General features: G+C 73.0%; 18 protein-coding genes. 8 read left to right on the forward strand and 10 right to left on the reverse strand.

The annotated features are described in order from the left end of the window. Positions 1-16 precede the first annotated feature (16 nt). Positions 17-625 carry a TetR/AcrR family transcriptional regulator gene (locus ACH0A8_RS05035; RefSeq protein WP_066651542.1) on the reverse strand — a complete coding sequence of 203 codons (609 nt, stop codon included), beginning with the start codon at positions 623-625 and terminating at the stop codon, positions 17-19. Positions 626-703: 78 nt separating this feature from the next. Between ACH0A8_RS05035 and ACH0A8_RS05040 the strand changes: the two genes are divergently transcribed. Beyond that, on the forward strand, positions 704-1,318 hold the full coding sequence (locus ACH0A8_RS05040; RefSeq protein WP_066651543.1) for a GNAT family N-acetyltransferase: 615 nt from the start codon (positions 704-706) through the stop codon (positions 1,316-1,318). Between the two features lie 79 nt (positions 1,319-1,397). Here ACH0A8_RS05040 and ACH0A8_RS05045 read toward each other — a convergent pair whose 3' ends face one another. The 4 genes from ACH0A8_RS05045 to aztB are packed head-to-tail and all read right to left on the reverse strand — an operon-like array spanning position 1,398 to position 5,585. Then, positions 1,398-2,582 carry a hypothetical protein gene (locus tag ACH0A8_RS05045; RefSeq protein ID WP_245172018.1) on the reverse strand — a complete coding sequence of 395 codons (1,185 nt, stop codon included), beginning with the start codon at positions 2,580-2,582 and terminating at the stop codon, positions 1,398-1,400. Between the two features lie 26 nt (positions 2,583-2,608). Beyond that, positions 2,609-3,514, reverse strand: coding sequence for a metal ABC transporter solute-binding protein, Zn/Mn family (locus ACH0A8_RS05050; protein WP_406906725.1), 906 nt, complete (start codon positions 3,512-3,514; stop codon positions 2,609-2,611). Beyond that, positions 3,511-4,713, reverse strand: a complete 1,203-nt coding sequence (locus ACH0A8_RS05055) for an ABC transporter (RefSeq protein ID WP_406906726.1) — start codon at positions 4,711-4,713, stop codon at positions 3,511-3,513. Before ACH0A8_RS05055 ends, ACH0A8_RS05050 begins: the two co-directional genes overlap by 4 nt. After that, on the reverse strand, positions 4,710-5,585 hold the full coding sequence (gene aztB, locus ACH0A8_RS05060) for a zinc ABC transporter permease AztB (RefSeq protein WP_400340899.1): 876 nt from the start codon (positions 5,583-5,585) through the stop codon (positions 4,710-4,712). Before aztB ends, ACH0A8_RS05055 begins: the two co-directional genes overlap by 4 nt. Before the next feature lie 50 nt (positions 5,586-5,635). Here aztB and ACH0A8_RS05065 point away from each other — a divergent pair, with 50 nt between their 5' ends. After that, on the forward strand, positions 5,636-6,262 hold the full coding sequence (locus ACH0A8_RS05065; protein ID WP_406906728.1) for a metal ABC transporter ATP-binding protein: 627 nt from the start codon (positions 5,636-5,638) through the stop codon (positions 6,260-6,262). Between the two features lie 91 nt (positions 6,263-6,353). Next, positions 6,354-7,535: a Fic family protein gene (locus ACH0A8_RS05070; RefSeq protein WP_311205755.1), complete on the forward strand. Its 1,182-nt coding sequence runs from the start codon at positions 6,354-6,356 to the stop codon at positions 7,533-7,535. Between the two features lie 24 nt (positions 7,536-7,559). On the opposite strand, the gene ACH0A8_RS05075 is transcribed toward ACH0A8_RS05070, so the two are convergent. Beyond that, on the reverse strand, positions 7,560-8,294 hold the full coding sequence (locus tag ACH0A8_RS05075) for a copper homeostasis protein CutC (protein ID WP_406906730.1): 735 nt from the start codon (positions 8,292-8,294) through the stop codon (positions 7,560-7,562). Beyond that, complete coding sequence (locus ACH0A8_RS05080; protein ID WP_406906732.1) at positions 8,294-9,832, reverse strand: M81 family metallopeptidase; 1,539 nt, start codon at positions 9,830-9,832, stop codon at positions 8,294-8,296. Before ACH0A8_RS05080 ends, ACH0A8_RS05075 begins: the two co-directional genes overlap by 1 nt. 134 nt (positions 9,833-9,966) lie before the next feature. Between ACH0A8_RS05080 and ACH0A8_RS05085 the strand changes: the two genes are divergently transcribed. Continuing rightward, entirely contained in the window at positions 9,967-10,698 is a 732-nt protein-coding gene (locus tag ACH0A8_RS05085) for a trypsin-like serine protease (RefSeq protein ID WP_066651557.1), read from the forward strand. A gap of 81 nt (positions 10,699-10,779) precedes the next feature. On the opposite strand, the gene ACH0A8_RS05090 is transcribed toward ACH0A8_RS05085, so the two are convergent. After that, entirely contained in the window at positions 10,780-11,598 is an 819-nt protein-coding gene (locus ACH0A8_RS05090; protein ID WP_406906734.1) for an SDR family oxidoreductase, read from the reverse strand. A gap of 182 nt (positions 11,599-11,780) precedes the next feature. On the opposite strand from ACH0A8_RS05090, the gene ACH0A8_RS05095 reads away from it, so the two are divergent. Continuing rightward, a complete protein-coding gene (locus ACH0A8_RS05095) occupies positions 11,781-12,509 on the forward strand; it encodes an NYN domain-containing protein (RefSeq protein WP_406906736.1) in 729 nt (242 codons plus the stop codon). 162 nt (positions 12,510-12,671) lie between these two features. Further along, on the forward strand, positions 12,672-13,559 hold the full coding sequence (locus ACH0A8_RS05100) for an SDR family oxidoreductase (protein ID WP_066651561.1): 888 nt from the start codon (positions 12,672-12,674) through the stop codon (positions 13,557-13,559). Positions 13,560-13,646: 87 nt separating this feature from the next. Here the strand turns inward: ACH0A8_RS05100 and ACH0A8_RS05105 are convergent, their stop codons facing one another. After that, positions 13,647-14,003: a VOC family protein gene (locus tag ACH0A8_RS05105; protein ID WP_250367744.1), complete on the reverse strand. Its 357-nt coding sequence runs from the start codon at positions 14,001-14,003 to the stop codon at positions 13,647-13,649. Between the two features lie 126 nt (positions 14,004-14,129). On the opposite strand from ACH0A8_RS05105, the gene ACH0A8_RS05110 reads away from it, so the two are divergent. Both ACH0A8_RS05110 and ACH0A8_RS05115 read left to right on the forward strand, forming a co-directional pair. Next, entirely contained in the window at positions 14,130-14,438 is a 309-nt protein-coding gene (locus ACH0A8_RS05110; protein WP_311205759.1) for a Dabb family protein, read from the forward strand. Positions 14,439-14,544: 106 nt separating this feature from the next. After that, positions 14,545-15,270 carry a phosphatase PAP2 family protein gene (locus tag ACH0A8_RS05115; protein ID WP_251159999.1) on the forward strand — a complete coding sequence of 242 codons (726 nt, stop codon included), beginning with the start codon at positions 14,545-14,547 and terminating at the stop codon, positions 15,268-15,270. Between the two features lie 62 nt (positions 15,271-15,332). Here ACH0A8_RS05115 and ACH0A8_RS05120 read toward each other — a convergent pair whose 3' ends face one another. Beyond that, positions 15,333-16,568 carry a multidrug effflux MFS transporter gene (locus ACH0A8_RS05120; RefSeq protein ID WP_066651569.1) on the reverse strand — a complete coding sequence of 412 codons (1,236 nt, stop codon included), beginning with the start codon at positions 16,566-16,568 and terminating at the stop codon, positions 15,333-15,335. Between the last annotated feature and the right edge of the window lie 13 nt (positions 16,569-16,581).

Consider the following 16,581-nt stretch of genomic DNA (forward strand, 5'->3'; position numbering starts at 1 on the left):
CCCGGCCCGCCGGTGCTCAGCGGGTGAGCGCGTGCGCCAGGCCGCGGACGAGCACCGCGCGTGCGCGATCGGTCGACGTGCCGTCCGGGTCGCCCCACGCCGCGCGCCCGAGGCCGTCGACCAGGGCGAGCACCGCCTCCGCCGCCACCGCGGTCGGTTCGGCGAGCTCGACTCCGTGCCGCGCGGTCCAGCGGGTGATGCCGGCCGCCACCCCGTCGCGCCAGAGGGCTCGCTCGGCGGCGACGAGTGCGTCGTCACCGTCGAGGGCGGTGCCGCTGACGGCCTCGAGGAGGCGGAAGCGTTCGGGCTCCCGGCGCACCAGGTCCAGGTACGCGGCCACTCCGGCATCGATCGCGTCGGCGAGGTCGTGCCGCGCATCGGCAGCGGCGAGCACGCGGGGGAGGACGTCCCGTGCCTGGCGTTCGAGGAGCGCGACCACCAGGTTCCACCGTGCGCCGAAGACGTAGTGCACCACTCCGTGCGCCACGCCGGCACGCTCGGCGACCGCCCGCGTGGTGAGGCCGGTCACCCCGTGGTCGCGCACGACGAGGGCAGCCGCGTCGAGGAGCTCGTCACGCCGTTCCCCTCGGGGGCGGTACGACCGCGTCTGCTGGTCCTGTGTCATCACAGGAAGCGTACGGGGCGTCCGCAGGAGTGGTCGGCAAGCTGATCTGGCCAGCTGGCCGAAAGTGGAGGAGTCCCCGTGTCGATCACCGTCCGTCCCGCATCCCCGTCCGAGGTGCCCGCCGCCGCGACCGTGCTCGCCGAGGCCTTCGCCGCCGACCCCGTCCTCGGTGAGGTCCGACCGCCGCGTCCGGGCGAGGACCGGGTCGTCGTGCTCGGCGCCCTCTTCGCCGCGCTCGTCCGGGCCGTCCCCGAACGCGCCCGGGCGCTCGACGTCGCGGTCGACGAGGGCCGGCTGCTCGGCGCCGCGTTCTGGCAGGCGCCTCGGCCGCACGTCGGCGGCACGCTGGCGTTCGTCCGGCAGGTCCCGGCACTCCTCCGGGTCCTCGGGACCGGCGGTGCCCTCCGCGCGCTGCGGCACCTCCGACGGATGGACCGCGCCCGCCCCGATGCGCCGCACTGGTACCTCGCCGAGATCGGTGTCGCTGCCGCGGCCCGAGGTCAGGGGGTCGGCGGGCTCCTGCTCGACCACGCGCTGCGCCGGGTCGACGCCCTCGCGCAGCACGCGTACCTCGAGTCCTCGACGCCGCAGAACCGCCGGCTCTACCGTCGCCACGGCTTCGGGGACGGTGCGCCGATCACCGGCTTCCGGGCGGCCGCTCCGGTCTCGATGTGGCGACCGGCGGTCGGTTGAGCCGCGACCGACGGACGGACGGGAGGCGCGGTGCCAGCCGGTACCGCGCCTCCCGTCCGTCGGGTGGTGACGTCGGCCGTCAGGCGACCGCGATCTCGTTGGGGACGCCCGGCAGCTCGTCGCTCGACGCGACGACCTCCCCGGTGGTGAGGTCCACCGCGTGGATCTTCCGCTCGGTCGGGTCGGTCACGTACGCGACGTCACCCGCGACCTTCAGTGCGGGGTGGGCGTCCTGCCACTCGGTCGGACCCTCCCAGGCGTCGAGGACGTCGAACGTGTCGATCGGCTCGCCCGTCTGCTCGTCGAAGGTGTGCAGGGCGCCGTCGGAGCCGAGGATCACGGCTTCGTCACCGGGACCACGCGCGATGTCGCGGAAGGTGAAGCCCACACCCTCGGGCATGTCGGCCACGCGGTACTCGCCCGACGCGGCGTCGATGAGTGCGACCTGGTCGAGCAGGTAGCCCTCGCTGTCCGGGTCGTCGTTGTAGTCACCGACGGCCACGGACGAGTCCTCGGTGGTGAACAGGTTGCCGGTGCGGCCGTACTCGGTCGGGGCGTCGATCTTCGCGAAGGCGCCGTCCTGGTAGACGAGGGCGCCGTCGGTGCAGCCGAAGACCGCGACCTCGCCCTGCACCGCTCCCTCGCCGTGCACGTTCGGGCACTCCTCCGAGCGGGCGAGCTCGGTGCCGTCCTCGTCGAGGGCGCGGACGCCGGTGCGCTCCTCCTCGGTGCCGATCGTGCTGAGGAGCGTGCCGTCCTCGAGCACGATCGCGACGCCGTGGTGTGCCGCCTCGGACTCCGTGGTCTCCACCTCGGGCAGCGTGGCGCCGTCGAGGTCGTCGTGCTCGAACACCGTGACGTCACCGCTGCCGTCCGCGAAGAGCGCGGTCTTCTCGCCGTGCACGACCGCGTGGCCGCCGGTGTCGGCCGGGAAGACGGCGTCGGTCAGGGCCGGGTCTGCGGCGGTGTCGAGGACCCGGAAGCCCTCGGGCACCGTGACGAGCACGTGGCGGCCGTCCCCGGCGGGGTTCACGCGGGTGAAGCCGTCGATGCTGTCGTCGGCGACGACCCGCAGGTCCTGGTCGAGGGTGAGCAGGCCGCCGTCGTACGTGAGGACGATGCGGTCGCCCTCGGCGGATGCGGCCTCCGTGGTGCGGGTGCCCTCGGCCTCCGCGTCGGCGGGGCCCGTCGAGCAGCCGGTGAGGACGAGGGCCGCGGCGCCGAGCAGGGCTGCGGGCGCGAGCGTGGTGCGCAGAGTTGTCATGCCGCTCACTGTACTGATTCTCATTCTCAATTAGAAATCGACAGGCCGTCGACGATCGCCGCCGTGTTCGACCGCATCATCCCGAGGTAGGTCGAGGCGACACCGTCCTCGGTCAGCGCCTCGGTGGCGAGCGGACGGATCGCCACGTGCACGTCCACCTCGTCCGCCAGCACCTCGGCCAGCCGTGCGGGCTGCGAGAGGTCGGCGAAGATCGTCGGGACGCCCGCCTCGTCGATCGCCGACGCGAGGTCGCGCAGGTCCGCCGCGCTCGGCGATGCCAGGGTGGTCCCGCTCGGGATGACGGCGCCGACGACCCGGAAGTCGTACCGGTCCGCCAGGTACCCGAACACGTGGTGGTTCGTCACGAGTGCCCGTCGGTCCTCCGGGATGCCCGCGAACGCGTCGGACATGTCCGTGTCGAGCGTGGCCAGCTCGTCGAGGTACGCGTCGGTCCCGCTCGGCTCGACGCCCGCGTCCCGCAGGGCGTCGTCGAGGGCCTCGACGACGTCGACCATGCGTGCGGGGTCGGTCCAGAGGTGCGGATCGGGGCCGCTGTCGTCCTCCGTCGTCCACTCGAGCGCGTCGACGTGCTCGCCGGCCGTGAACACCGGGACACCGTCGGAGGCGGCGGCCTCCACGTGCCGGGCGACGCCCTCCTCGAGCCCGAGCCCGTTCTCGACGACGAGGTCGGCGCTCCGGAGCCGGGCGGCCTCCTGCGCGGAGACCTCGAACGAGTGCGGGTCGGCACCCGCCGGCATGAGGACCATCACGTCGGCCGCGTCCCCGACCACCTCGGTGACGACGTCGCCGAGGATGTTCGTCGTCACCGCGACGACCGGGCGGTCCGACCCGGCGGACGAGCACCCCGCCGTCACCGCGACCAGTCCGGCGGCCACGGCCAGCGCGGCGCTGGCGCGGAACCGGCGGGTCACAGTCCGACCTCGGCGAACGTGACGGGCGCCGCGGCCAGGTCGATCGACCGCGCGAGGCGTGCACCGTCCGCGAAGTCGATCTCGTGCACCTGCTGCCCGGAGGCGTCGGCGACGTAGGCGCGCTGGGCGTCGAGCTGCAGGAGCGGCTGCTCGCCCGGGTCGAGCAGCGGTTCGGTGGTGGCGACCGCGCCCGTCGTCGCCGCGATCACCACGACTCGACCCTGGTCGTCCACGCCGACGACGTGCTCGTCCTCGTCGTCGACGGCCGTCACGGCGCGCAGGGGCCGTTCGGTCTCGACGAGTCGCCAGGTGCCCTCGCGGCTGTCGAGCAGCCACGCGCCCCGGTCGCCGGCGAGCCCGGCGACCGTCGGTCGACCCGCGCGGGCGGAGAACGCCGTCGGGCGTGCGGCCCCGTCGGGCAGCGCGACGGTGGTGGTCTCGCCGTCCTCGCCGAGGACGACCGCCCCGTCCGAGCAGCCGACCACGGCGCCGGCCCGGGTGACGATGCCGCCCGCGGGGTCGGTGCACGCGGCCTCGGCGCCGCTCGGCTCGCCGTCGGCGTCGAGCACCCGGACGCCGTCGTCGGTGCCCGCGACCAGCTGCTCGCCGAACGGCAGCAGGACGGTCGCGTCGATCCGCACCGTCTCCTCGACGTCACCCTGTCCGAGTGCGGCCCGGTCGAGGACGACACCCTCGCCACGCTCCGGCCAGGTGATGGTCGTCATCGTCTCCGACGAGTGCACCTCGACGGGCCCGCCGCCGTCGATCGAGCCCACCACGCGCGGTTCGGCCGCGTAGTAGTGCGTGTGGTCGCCGTGGTCGACGGTCCACGAACCGCCGTCGACGATCGTGGTGCGGTCCTCGGTGCTGCTGACGAGGAACCGCCCGTCGGTCGCGGAGTGCTCCGGCGCCTCGACGTCGTCGAGCGCCGTGGTCTCGCCGCTCAGCAGGTCGTGCACCGCCGTCTCGCCGGCGGCGGACACGGCCAGGAGGCGCACCTGCGGCTCCTGCGCCTCGCTCGCGCCTTCGACGTAGCCGTGGGGCTTCGCCGTGCCGGTCGCGTCGTCGGCAGCCGGTCCGGTGGTGCCCGTGGTCGAGCAGGCGGTCAGGCCGAGCGCGAGTCCGGCGGCCACCGCTGCGGTGGTCAGGCGTCGCGCCGCGACGCGACGGGTCGTGGTGGTGATGGTGGGGTTCGTCATGCTCCCTCTCGTGGTGCTGGTGCTGGTGCTGGTGTGGTCGTGTTAGTCCGCCGCCCCCGGTGCGGCAGCAGGGCGACGAGGCCGCGGGAGACGGCGACGCCCGCGACGGCGACCGCCGCGATGCTCGCGCCGGCGGCGGTCCCCGCGTGCCAGGAGACGAGCAGGCCGGTGGTGACGGCGGCGCTGCCGATCACCGCGGCGAGGAGCATGGTCGACCCGACCTGCCGGGTCCAGGCCCGGGCCGCGGCGGCGGGCGCGAGCAGGAGCCCGACGACCAGGAGCGTCCCGACCGCGCGGTAGGACGCGACGACCGCGAGCGTGACGAGCCCGACGAGCACGACCTCGGCCAGTCGGGGACGGAGGCCGAGCGTCGCCGCCTTCCGGACGTCGAAGGCGGCCGCGGTGAAGGGCCGGTGGAACGCCGCGGCGAGGACGAGTGCGACGGCGACCGCGACGGCGAGCCCGCCGAGGTCGGTCCGGGTCACGGCGAGGACGTCCCCGAACAGGATCGCGGTGACGTCGGTGGCGAAGGACCGGGACGAGGACACGATGATGACCCCGAGGGCGAGCATGCCGACGAACAGCAGCCCGATCGAGGTGTCGTACGACAGCCGGGCGCGACGACGGAGTGCGCCGACGCCGACCACCATCACGCCCGCGCTCACGGCCGCTCCGAGCACGGCGGGGATCCCGGTGAGGGTGGCGACCGCGACGCCCGGGAGCATGCCGTGTGCGAGTGCCTCGCCGAGGAACGCCATGCCCCGCACGAGCACCCACGTGCCGACGACCGCGCAGAGGACCGCCGCCAGGGTGCCGCCGACGAGGGCGCGCAGCATGAAGTCGACGGAGAACGGGTCGGTCAGCCAGGTCACGCTGGGAAACGCTACATGAAAACGACTATCGATACTGATAGCGTGCTCAGGTGCTCACCACCGCGCTTCCCCCTGCCCTCGAGGTCACGCACCTCGTCGTCCGACGCGGTGACCGGACGGTGCTCGACGGTCTCGACGCGACGTTCCCCGCCGGAGCCGTCACGGCGCTCACCGGACCCAACGGATCCGGCAAGTCGACGCTGCTCGACGCGCTCGCCGGAATGGTGACGCCCGTCGGCGGAGGCGTGTCGGGCCTCCCGTCCGGCGGTGTCGCGTACGTGACCCAGGTGGTCCCGCCGTCCGCGCTCCCGCTGACCGTGCGGTCGACCGTCGCGATGGGGCGGTGGCGGGCACGGCCCTGGTGGCGACCGCCCGGACGGGCGGACCACGCGGTGGTCGACGCGCAGCTGGACCGGATGGGCATCGCCGACCTCGCCGACCGGCCGCTCGACGAGCTGTCCGGCGGGCAGCGGCAGCGCACGCTCGTCGCCCTCGGTCTCGCGCAGCGCGCGCCGGTCCTGCTCGTCGACGAGCCGACGGCGGGCGTCGACGCGGCGTCCGCGGCCCTCGTGACGGCGGCGCTCGCCGCGGAGGCCGCCGCGGGTGTCGTCGTCGTCCACGCGGCGCACGACCCGGTCGCGATCGCCGCTGCGGGCCGGGTCGTGGCCCTGGCGTGATCTCAGAAGATCCCCGCCGGATCTTCTGAGATGATGGGCGATCTCAGAAGAATTGCCCGTGGTGTTCTGACGTCCGTACGGAGGGCTGCGCATGACGACCTGGCCTGCACTCGGTCACGAGGAGCTGGAGTGGACGAGCCGGTACGCCGAGGTCGGCGTCCGCGCGGCGCGCCGTGCTGCGCTCTCTGAACGGTACCGAGCGGCCGTCCCGCCGATGATCGCGGCACTCCCGCTCGTCCTGGACGATGCACTTGCAGTCCTGGTCGATGAAGCAGCCACAGCGCTCGCCCGGTTCGACGGTGAGCTGGGTGCTCGCGTGGCGCCGTTCTCCTCGCTGCTCCTGCGCTCCGAGGCTGCAGCGTCGTCGCAGATCGAGCACCTGACGGCCAGTGCGCGCCAGGTGTTCACTGCAGAGCTCGGCGCACCGGGGAAACGCAACGCTCAGGAGATCGTCTCGAACACCCGTGCGATGCGCACCGCGGTCGAGTTGTCGGACGCGCTGACCACGGACACCGTCCTCGCGATGCACCGTGTCCTCATGGCAGACGATCCGCACCACGAGGCGGGCCGCTTCCGGCAGGAGGCTGTCTGGGTCGGAACGAGCGGCAGGAGCCCGGTGGGCGCGGACTTCGTGGCTCCGGCGTGGCAGCGTGTGCCGGCGCTGGTCGACGACGTGATGGGGTTCGCGCGACGAGTCGATGTCCCGAGACTGGCGCAGGTCGCCGTTGCCCACGCGCAGTTCGAGACGATCCACCCCTTCACGGACGGGAACGGCCGGACCGGGCGGGCGCTGCTGCAGGCGATGCTCCGTTCCAACGAGCTCACGCAGAACGTGACCGTCCCGGTGTCCGCGGGCTTGCTCACCGACACGGACGGCTACGTCGCAGCGCTCACGGCGTACCGGAGCGGAGACATCGCGCCGATCGTGCGTGCGGTCTGCGACGCGGTCTTCGTCGCTGTGGCCAACGCGCGCCGACTGGTCGGCGACATCGAGAGGATCAGGCGCGGTTGGACCGAGCGGGTCACGGCGCGTCGTGACTCGGGCGTCTGGACCGCGATGGACATCGTCGTGCGACAGCCGGTGCTCAACGCCACGGTGCTGGCCGCGGAGATGGGTGTCGAGCCGCGGAACGCCTACCCGCACATCCAGAAGCTGGTGGAGGCCGGCGTCCTGGTGTCGAAGAACGAGTACCGCCACGGCGTGCTCTACCGGAACGACGAGGTCCTGCAGGCACTGGACGCCTTCGCAGCGCGAGCGGGGAAGCGAGGCTGACGCCGCACGGCGGGTCCGATCGGGTCAGGCCGACTGATCGAGGGCACTTCGCGCTGCTGCCACCACCGCCGCGTCCGTGACGGTGTGGCCGGAGCCGTCGTCGCCGCTGCCCATCGGGACGCCGTCGTGACCGCCCGCGACCGACCGCTTGGCGGAGAGGTGCACCGCGGCGACCCCGGTCGCGACCAGTGCTCCGATGTCCCGCGCGTGGACCCCGGCCCCCGCCATCACCTGCACGGGCCCGGCGGCGTCGACCATGCGCGCGATCGTCGCCGCTCCCGCCGGGGCGCTCGCGGCGCCGCCGGAGGTCAGCACCCGCGTGACGCCGAGGTCGGCGAGCCGCGCGACCGTCGCGACCGGGTCGGCGGCGTGGTCGACCGCGCGGTGCAGGGTGACCTCGGCGTGTGCGGAGACCGAGCGGGTGGCGGCCACGAAGCGGCGGAGGGCGTCCTCGTCGAGGGTCCGGTCCGGGCGCAGGGCACCGACCACCACCCCGGCCGCTCCCGAGCGCAGGACCGTGCGGACCTCCCGCTCCATGAGCGCGAGCTCGTCGTCGTCGTACGTGAAGCCCCCGGGGCGGCAGCGCACCAGGGCGTGCGCCGGGATCCCGGTCTCGTGCGTGGCCTCGACCAGGGCCTGCGAGGGCGTCAGGCCGCCCAGCTCCAGGCCGATGCAGAGCTCGACCCGGTCGGCGCCCCCGTCACGGGCGACCAGGGCCCCGGCGGGCGACGTCACGGCGATCTCGAGGGCGACGGTCATCAGGCGGCTCCGAGGGGTTCGTTCGACGGCGGCACGATGCGCGCGGACAGGTCCGGCGGCGTCGCGAACTCCCGATCGTAGGGGAACAGCGGCCGCTCGATCCGGTGGTGCCCGAGGCGGAGCAGGTCCTGGTCGACCCCTCCCGGAGTGAGCGCCAGCATCCAGTCGGCCGCCATGTCGAAGAGTTCCGGCTCGAGGTAGCCGATCTTCACGACGACGACGTCGGCCCGACGCGGGTCGAGGTCGAGATCGGTGAAGTCGTGCTCGTGGTGGTACGGCTTGCGGAGCGTCGTCAGGATCGCGAAGACGCTGCCGACCTGCAGCACGACCTCGGTCTCGGCGTCCCGGTCGCCGTGCTTGACCGCGTGCACCCGGCCGGTCATCGTGATCGGCCCCGCGTGCACGTCGTCGACCTCGGCGCCCGCCGTCACCGTCACGGTCGCACCGACCCCGGCCGCGACCGCCTCGGCGACGGCGGCCGGGCCGGGGACGCTCGCGTAGATGACGGTGGGGCCGTCAGGGGTGGCGAAGGCCGGGTGTGCGAGCACCTGCGTGAGACCCCAGGTCATGTCACCGGAACCGCCGGCGGTCGGGTTGTCACCGGAGTCCGACACGAAGAACGGACGCGCGGTCCCGGGTGCGAGGGCGGCGGCGAGGCACTCGTCGAAGGAGCCCGTCGGTGCCACGAACACGAAGTCCTCGCGGGCGTCCCAGAACGCTCGGGCCAGGCGCTCGGCGCCCGCGGCCACGACGTCGCGGTCCCACCCGGTGACGACGGTGACGGCACGGTCGCGGGGCTGGTCGGCCCAGGCGTACCCGACCCAGATCGCCGCGTCGAGGACGCCGTCCTCCTGCTCGACCTCCGGTACCTGCCCGTAGATCGATGCCGCGGGCTCGATGCGCGTGGAGGTCTGCTCGCCCGGGAGCAGCACCGGGATCGGGACCCACGCCTTCACGGGTCGTCGCGCTCCGACGGGCCTCGTGGTGAGCACGTCGACCAGGTTCCGGACCGCGCGCTCCTTCGTCTCGAGGGCGTCCTCGTGCGGGGCCATGCGGTAGCAGGTGACGAGGTCCACCTGGTGCGCGAGTTCCCGCGTGACGTTGCCGTGCAGGTCCATCGATGCCGACACGATGACGTCCGGCCCGACGACCGCGCGGATGCGGCCGAGCAGGTCGGTCTCGGCGTCGTCGAGCCCCACGACCACCATCGCGCCGTGGATGTCGTACCAGAGGCCGTCGACCGGTCCGATCGCCGTCAGGCGCGCGACGATCTCGTCGGCGAGTTCCTCGTAGGCCTGCCGGGCGACGACCCCGCCGGGCAGTGCGTGGCCGATGAGCGCCCCGCGGAAGTCGGCTGAGTCCGCGTACGACGCCAGGAACGGGTACCGCGCCACGACCTCGTCACCGCGGTCCGGGTGGAAGGCGGGCGCGAGGGTCCGGGTGGGCGTGAAGGTCGAGGTCTCGATCGCGAGTCCGGCGATCGCGATCACCGGGCGACGTGCGTCCGGAGCGGCGGCGGTGACGGCGGGGTCGGGCACGGGATCAGCATAGGCAGCGGTCACGGAGCACCGGTGTCGGTGGAAGTGCGGACTGGCGCGGCCCCCGGACGAGGGTCAGGATGACCGCAGTTGCATCCTGCAACGGTGCAGGAGCCAGGAACAGAGGAGTCCCCGTGAAGCACACCCTCGCAGCGGCGTTCGCCGCCGTGGCCGTCGTCGCCGGCGGCGTGTTCGCCGCCACCCCCGCATCCGCGCTGCCCGCGGGCACCGAGGTCGTCGGCGGTGAGAAGGCACCCACCACCACCTGGGCCGTCCAGCTCGAGGCGTCCGGCGGCACCATCCCGTCCGGGTACGTCAGCAACTGCACCGGCGAGCAGATCAACGCCTCGTGGATCGTCACCGCCCGCCACTGCATCGACGGCATCGGCGCGATGAACGTCTACCACTCGAACTCCACCACGAACCGCGGCACCGCCGTCGCGATCGACCGCGTCAGCGCCGCGCCGGCCGGGGACATCGCGCTCGTGCACCTGCGCAGCACCTACGCGCTGTCGACCTACGCCCCCCTCGACCTGACCGCCGCGGCGAAGTCGAGCGGGACCGGCGTCATCCAGGGCTACGGCCTCCGCGCGAACGCGCAGCAGTCGGACGGGCTGTACCAGGCGACCGTGTCGCTCACGGGTGCGACGCGCGACGCCTACAGCGGCAAGGCGCAGCACGTCACCGGCGTCACCGGCGCGTCGAACCACGGCGACTCCGGCGGCCCGCTCCTGGTCAACGGCAAGGTCGTCGCGGTGTGCTCCACCGGCGACAGCGCCGACCCCGGTGCGGACACGACGGCCGGGTCGAACTACGCACTGCTGTCGCAGTCGTCCTCGTGGATCCGGTCGACGGCGGGCGTCTGACCGACGCGACCCACCGACGGACGGGAGGCTCCCCACCAGCTGGTGGGGAGCCTCCCGTCCGTCACGTGGTGACGTCGGCGCTCAGGCGCCGTGCGCCTCCTCGGCGACCGGCTGCCACTCGCGCCACGTCGCGAGCCGCGACTCGTAGTCCTGCTCGGCGATGCCGAGCGGCGCCTTGCCGAAGAAGACCCGCAGCGGCGGCTGCTCGGCGTCGACGACCTTGAGGATCGCCGAGCGGGTCGCCTCGGGCTTGCCCGGGTCCGATGCGGACGGACGCTTCGAGGCGGCCTCGCGGACGTCCGCGTAGGCGTCGAGCTCCTCGCTGTGCTTCGAGGACGGACCGGACCAGTCGGTCGAGAAGCCGCCCGGCTCGACGAGGGTGACGGAGACACCGAACCCCGAGACCTCCTGCGACAGGGACTGGGACAGGCCCTCGAGCGCCCACTTCGACGCGTGGTACGCGCCGACCGTCGGGAACGCGCTGATGCCGCCGATGCTCGAGACCTGCACGATGTGGCCCGAGCCCTGCTCGCGCATGATCGGCAGCGCCGCCTGCGTGACCCAGAGCGCGCCGAAGAAGTTCGTCTCGAGCTGCGCGCGGACCTCGTCCTCGGTGAGCTCCTCGACCATGCCGAAGTGGCCGAAGCCCGCGTTGTTCACGACGACGTCGAGCCGTCCGAAGTGCTCCGCGGCCTGCTGCACCGCAGCGGTGTCGGCGGCCTTGTCGGTGACGTCGAGCCGGATCGCCAGGAAGGTGTCCGGGTACTGCTCGACGAGTACCTGCACGTCGTCGGTGTCCCGGGCAGTGCCCGCGACGGAGTCCCCGCGCTCCAGGGCGGCCTCCGCCCACTCGCGGCCGAAGCCCTTCGATGCTCCGGTGATGAACCAGGTCTTGGCCATTCGCTGCCTCCAGTTGCTGATCGGGTGACCGCGAGCAGGCAACGCCCGTCGCCCGGGCGCGACCTGGGTGCCCGGGTGACAGCGGGGCACAGGAGGGGCGCAGCGGTGTGGACGACCGCCCTCGGTCGTGCAGCTGTGGATGACCATCGGGCACGTCCGCCTTCGCACTACCGTCACCCGACATGCGCGTGGGTGTGTACGTCGACGGCTTCAACCTCTACTACGGAGCTCGGGCGCTGAGCGGCGCTGCCCCGGGTTGGCGGTGGCTGGACCCTCGAGCGCTGGCGCAGCGTCTGGTCGACGGACCCGGGGCGGCATGGTCCGGTGAGGTCGAGCGTGTCGTCTACTGCACCGCCCGCATCAGCGGAGCGGGGAACGAGGGCGACCAGCGGGACCAGGACACGTACCTGCGCGCGCTCCGCCTGGCCGGGGCCCTGGACGAGCTCACCCTCGGACAGTACGTCACCCGCGTGGCAACGGCGCCGCTCGCCGTGGCGGACCGCCGCGGGCGACCTCGGCTGGTCCGCGCAGACTGGCCGCTGCAGGTGCGGGACACGTCGGACCGGGACGTGCCGTCCGCGTCGTTCATGGTGTCCGTGGCGAGGCGCGAGGAGAAGGGTTCCGACGTCAACGTGGCGTCGCACCTGCTGATCGACGTCCTCACCGATCGGGTCGATGCCGTGGTCGTCGTCACGAACGACAGCGATCTCGCCTTCCCGCTCGCGCACGCGAGGACGCTGGTGCCGGTGGGCACCGTCAACCCGACGCCGGGCTTCACCGCTGGCAAGCTCCGTGGTGAACCGGCCGAAGGCGCGGGTGGCCACTGGTGGTGTCGCTTGACAGCCGCGGACGTCGGAGCGGTGGCCCTGCCGGAACGGATCGCTCACCTCCGACGCCCGGACGGATGGTGACGGGAGTCCGTATCTGGTACATTAGCGGGACACCACCCGGCCCCTCAGGGGCCGGGTCTTCTCCTCCTCGTCCAGGGCGCATTCCTCGAGGGACCCGAGCAGACGGAACTGACCCGGTGCCGACTGGACCGGCACGGAGCAGCTCGCGAGCACCATGGCCCCATGAGCCAGTACGAGAAGCGCGACCCGAACTCCCTCTACCCGAAGCCGCCGTTCCCGAAGCAGGAGCAGTCCCTGCCGGGTGCCGCGTGGAAGATGGACCCGGAGCCCGACCACGGCGAGCAGAGCTACGTCGGCAAGGAACGGCTGACCGGCTTCCGCGGCATCGTGACCGGTGCCGACTCCGGCATCGGCCGCGCCGCCGCCATCGCGATGTCCCGTGAGGGTGCCGACCTCGTCCTCTCCTACCTGCCCGACGAGCAGGAGGACGCCGAGCAGGTCCGCGACCTCCTGGAGTCCGAGGGCCGCAAGGCCGTCCTCGTCCCCGGGGACATCTCCGACGAGCAGTACTGCAAGGACCTCGTGCAGAAGGCGGTCGACGAGCTCGGCGGGCTCGACACCCTCGTCATGGTCGCCGGTCGCATGGACAGCAACGACGACATCCTGTCGCTGACCACCGAGCACTTCGACTCGACGTTCAAGACGAACATCTACTCGCTGTTCTGGCTGACGCAGGCCGCAGTGCCGCACCTCGAGCCCGGCTCGACGATCGTCACCACCGGATCGATCCAGGCAGCGACCCCGTCGCCCGACAAGATCGACTACGCGATCTCGAAGAGCGCCGTCAAGACCTTCACCGAGGCCGTCGCGCAGCAGCTCGCCCCGAAGGGCATCCGTGTCAACTCGGTCGCGCCGGGTCCGGTGTGGACGCCGCTGCAGCCCGGGTCCGACGACGCCGAGACGGTGTCGCACTTCGGCGAGCAGTCGCCGTTCGGCCGCCCCGGCCAGCCGGCCGAGCTCGGAGCCGCGTACGTGCACCTGGTCAGCCCGGAGTCGAGCTACCAGTCCGGCTCGACCATCACGATCGCCGGCGGGACGCCCGCGTTCTAGACGGTGCTGCAGGAGGACGGGAGGCGCGGTGCCAGCTGGCACCGCGCCTCCCGTCATCCGGAGGATCGCCTCAGCGACCCGCTCGCCTCAGCCCTGCGGCGGCGAGTACAGCTGCAGGTCGTTGCCCTCGCTGTCCTTGAAGGGCACGATCTTGCCCCAGGGGTGCTCGCTGACGTCACCCGCGAACTCGACGCCCTTCGACCGCAGGTCGGCGACCTCGTCCTCGATGCTGCCGTCCGGCTGGAACGACACGACCGCGCCGCCCCCGCTCGACGGGCTCGCCGACTCCCGGCCGTTCAGGCCGATGCGCAGGCCGTTCGCGTCGATCTCGCTCCAGTCGTCGTCCTCGCTCGCGACCGTCAGGCCGAGCGCGTCACGGTAGAACGCGACCGCGCGCTGCATGTCACTGACCGGTACCCAGACCGCTGCCACTCCGCTTGCCATGGTGTTCCTCTCGTCATGCCGTCTCGTACTCGGCCGACGGTAGGTCGCGTGGTTGCGTGCGGACACAGGCGGGGTGGTGTCCCAGTGCTCGGGTGGCAGTGTGGGCTGTGACGACGGGAGCAGGGCATGGCTGGTGTGACGCACGTGGTGCTGGTGCAGTGGGACGCAGCGCGGGACGGGGTCGGCGAGCACGCCGTGCAGGCGGATGCGCTCTGCCGTGACCACCTGCCCCGCATCGACGGGGTGGAGTCGGTGCGCTCCGGGCCGAGCATCAGCACCGAGGGCCTCGAGGGTGGGTTCGACTGGATGCTCACCGTGCGCTTCCGTGACCGCGAGGCGCTCGCCGGGTACCTGCCGCACCCGGAGCACCGTCCGGTCGCCGACCACATCGGCGCCGGCAGCAGCCGCGTCGTCGTGTTCGACGTCGAGGACTGAGCCGGGGACGTCCTCCGCCGGGCCACGAGCGTCAGGCTGAGCGGTCTCTGATCTGCGCGGGCCGCGCGTGCCGGGCACGGGCGGCTCTCCCTGGGACGATGGGCGGATGAGCACCGAGCCCGAGCGCCGCCGCAGGAGGGCCGACGTCGTCGGCATCCTCGAGCCGAACCCCCACCCGCTGGCGACCGTCACGATCGGCATCGGGGCCGTGGTCGTGCTGACGGTGATCGGGTTCTTCCTCGGTTCGGTGGACGCGGGGCTCGCGAAGGCGTTCAACACGCTGCACACCGGTGCGCTCGGTGCGTTCACGACGGCGGTCTACCACGTCATCAGCCCGGTGCCGGCGATCGCGATCACGTTCGTCGTCGCTGGTGTCATCTGGTGGCGGGCACGGGACCTCCGACCGGCCCTCGGCTTCGGCATGACGATCGCGATCACGTGGCTGCCGTCCGCCGTCGTCAAGGAGATCGTCCACCGCGCCCGGCCCGACGTGGCGCTGCTGCCGCACCCGTTCCCCGTCCAGCCCGACCCCGGGTACCCGAGCGGGCACACGGTCTACATCACGGCGTTCGTGATCGCGCTCGTGTGGGTCGTCCGCGAGACGCGGTGGCACCAGGTCGCCCGGGTCGCCGGTGTCGTGGCGATCGTGGTCGTGTTCCTGTCGGTCTCGATCGACGCCGTGCACTACCCGACGGACGCGGCGGCCTCGATCCTCTGGGCGCTGGCGGTCGCGCCGGCGGCCCGGGTGGTGTGGGTCGACTGGGCGATGCCCCGCATCCCGTTCCTCCGCCCGCGTGAGGGTGCCGCGGTACCGCTCGGGCGCCGCCACTGAGCGGCGCACGGCCCCGCGGCCCCACGCCGCTACGCCCGGCTGCGCTGCGCTGCGCTGCGCTGCTACGCCCGGCTGCGCCGCGCCGCGACGAGCGCGACGACGGCGACCACGGCGGCCGCGAGCATGACGACCGCGAGCGGCGCCGCCGTGTCCTCGCCCCCGATGCTCACGAGCGGCGACACGAGCGCCGCGAGCCCGAACTGCAGGGCGCCGAGCACGGCCGAGGCGCTGCCCGCGACCCCGGGGACCGCGCCGAGCGCCAGCGCCGTCGCGTTCCCGAGCACGAGGCCGAGCGACCCGACCGCCGTGAAGAGCGGCACCGCGAGCCAGAGGACGGGCGCCCCGGTCACGACGAGCAGCGCGAACGCCACGGTGGACGCCACCACGAGGGCGATGCCGAGCGTCAGGACGCCCTCGACCGAGCGGGTCGCGGTGAGCTTCGCCGACAGGATGCTCACGCCCATCAGCGCGAGTGCGTTCAGACCGAAGGCGAGCCCGTAGCCGACGGTGTCGAGCCCGAGCATGCCCTGGTACAGGAACGGTGACGCCGAGATGTACGCCATCATCACCGCGAACGCGAAGCCGAAGACCGCGGTGTAGCCGACGAAGGTCCGCGACCTCAGGGCCCGCAGCGGGGAACCGGACGCCACGCGCTCGGCCCGGAGCGCGTCACGCCGCGAGCGCAGGTGCGTCTCCCGAACGACGGCGAGCACGGCGACGAGCATCAGCACCGACAGGCCGAGCACGATCGTCAGCAGTCCGCGCCACCCGATCGGTCCGGTGAGCAGACCGCCGAGGAGCGGTGCCACCACGGGCGCGACCCCGCCGACGATCATCATGAGCGAGAAGGCGCGGGCGGCGGGCTTGCCGGTCGCCAGGTCGGAGATCACGGCGCGGCCGATCACCATGCCGGCCGCCCCGCCGAGGCCCTGCAGCAGCCGTGCGACGACGAGCACCGCCACGTTCGGCGCGAGCACCGCTGCGGCGCTCGCGAGGACGCAGAGCGCGGCGCCGGCGAGGAGCGGGGGCACGCGGCCGAAACGGTCCGACAGCGGCCCGAACACGAGCTGCCCCGCGGTCACACCGACCAGGAACGCCGTCAGGGTGAGCTGCACGGTCGTCGCCGAGGCGGATAGCTCCGTGGTCATCCGCGGGAACGCCGGCAGGTAGAGGTCGGTCGCGAAGGGCGCGACCGCGCTGAGCAGGCCGAGCACGAGCAGCAGGGGAGTCGTGATGCCCGTGGGGCGGGTGGAGGGCGTCGCCGTGGTGGCGCGGATGGATCCGGTGTCCGTCGTCATGGTTATGAAACCA

Source organism: Curtobacterium sp. 179-B 9B NHS (assembly GCF_045370965.1).
Taxonomy (GTDB): domain Bacteria; phylum Actinomycetota; class Actinomycetes; order Actinomycetales; family Microbacteriaceae; genus Curtobacterium.

What these genes read in the sequence shown, in the direction of transcription:
- ACH0A8_RS05035 (WP_066651542.1), bottom strand. Translation starts at nt 625, where the DNA reads ATGACACAGGACCAGCAGACGCGGTCGTACCGCCCCCGAGGGGAACGG.
- ACH0A8_RS05045 (WP_245172018.1), bottom strand. Translation starts at nt 2,582, where the DNA reads ATGACAACTCTGCGCACCACGCTCGCGCCCGCAGCCCTGCTCGGCGCC.
- ACH0A8_RS05055 (WP_406906726.1), bottom strand. Translation starts at nt 4,713, where the DNA reads ATGACGAACCCCACCATCACCACCACGACCCGTCGCGTCGCGGCGCGA.
- ACH0A8_RS05070 (WP_311205755.1), top strand. Translation starts at nt 6,354, where the DNA reads ATGACGACCTGGCCTGCACTCGGTCACGAGGAGCTGGAGTGGACGAGC.
- ACH0A8_RS05075 (WP_406906730.1), bottom strand. Translation starts at nt 8,294, where the DNA reads ATGACCGTCGCCCTCGAGATCGCCGTGACGTCGCCCGCCGGGGCCCTG.
- ACH0A8_RS05090 (WP_406906734.1), bottom strand. Translation starts at nt 11,598, where the DNA reads ATGGCCAAGACCTGGTTCATCACCGGAGCATCGAAGGGCTTCGGCCGC.
- ACH0A8_RS05095 (WP_406906736.1), top strand. Translation starts at nt 11,781, where the DNA reads ATGCGCGTGGGTGTGTACGTCGACGGCTTCAACCTCTACTACGGAGCT.
- ACH0A8_RS05100 (WP_066651561.1), top strand. Translation starts at nt 12,672, where the DNA reads ATGAGCCAGTACGAGAAGCGCGACCCGAACTCCCTCTACCCGAAGCCG.
- ACH0A8_RS05105 (WP_250367744.1), bottom strand. Translation starts at nt 14,003, where the DNA reads ATGGCAAGCGGAGTGGCAGCGGTCTGGGTACCGGTCAGTGACATGCAG.
- ACH0A8_RS05110 (WP_311205759.1), top strand. Translation starts at nt 14,130, where the DNA reads ATGGCTGGTGTGACGCACGTGGTGCTGGTGCAGTGGGACGCAGCGCGG.
- ACH0A8_RS05115 (WP_251159999.1), top strand. Translation starts at nt 14,545, where the DNA reads ATGAGCACCGAGCCCGAGCGCCGCCGCAGGAGGGCCGACGTCGTCGGC.
- ACH0A8_RS05120 (WP_066651569.1), bottom strand. Translation starts at nt 16,568, where the DNA reads ATGACGACGGACACCGGATCCATCCGCGCCACCACGGCGACGCCCTCC.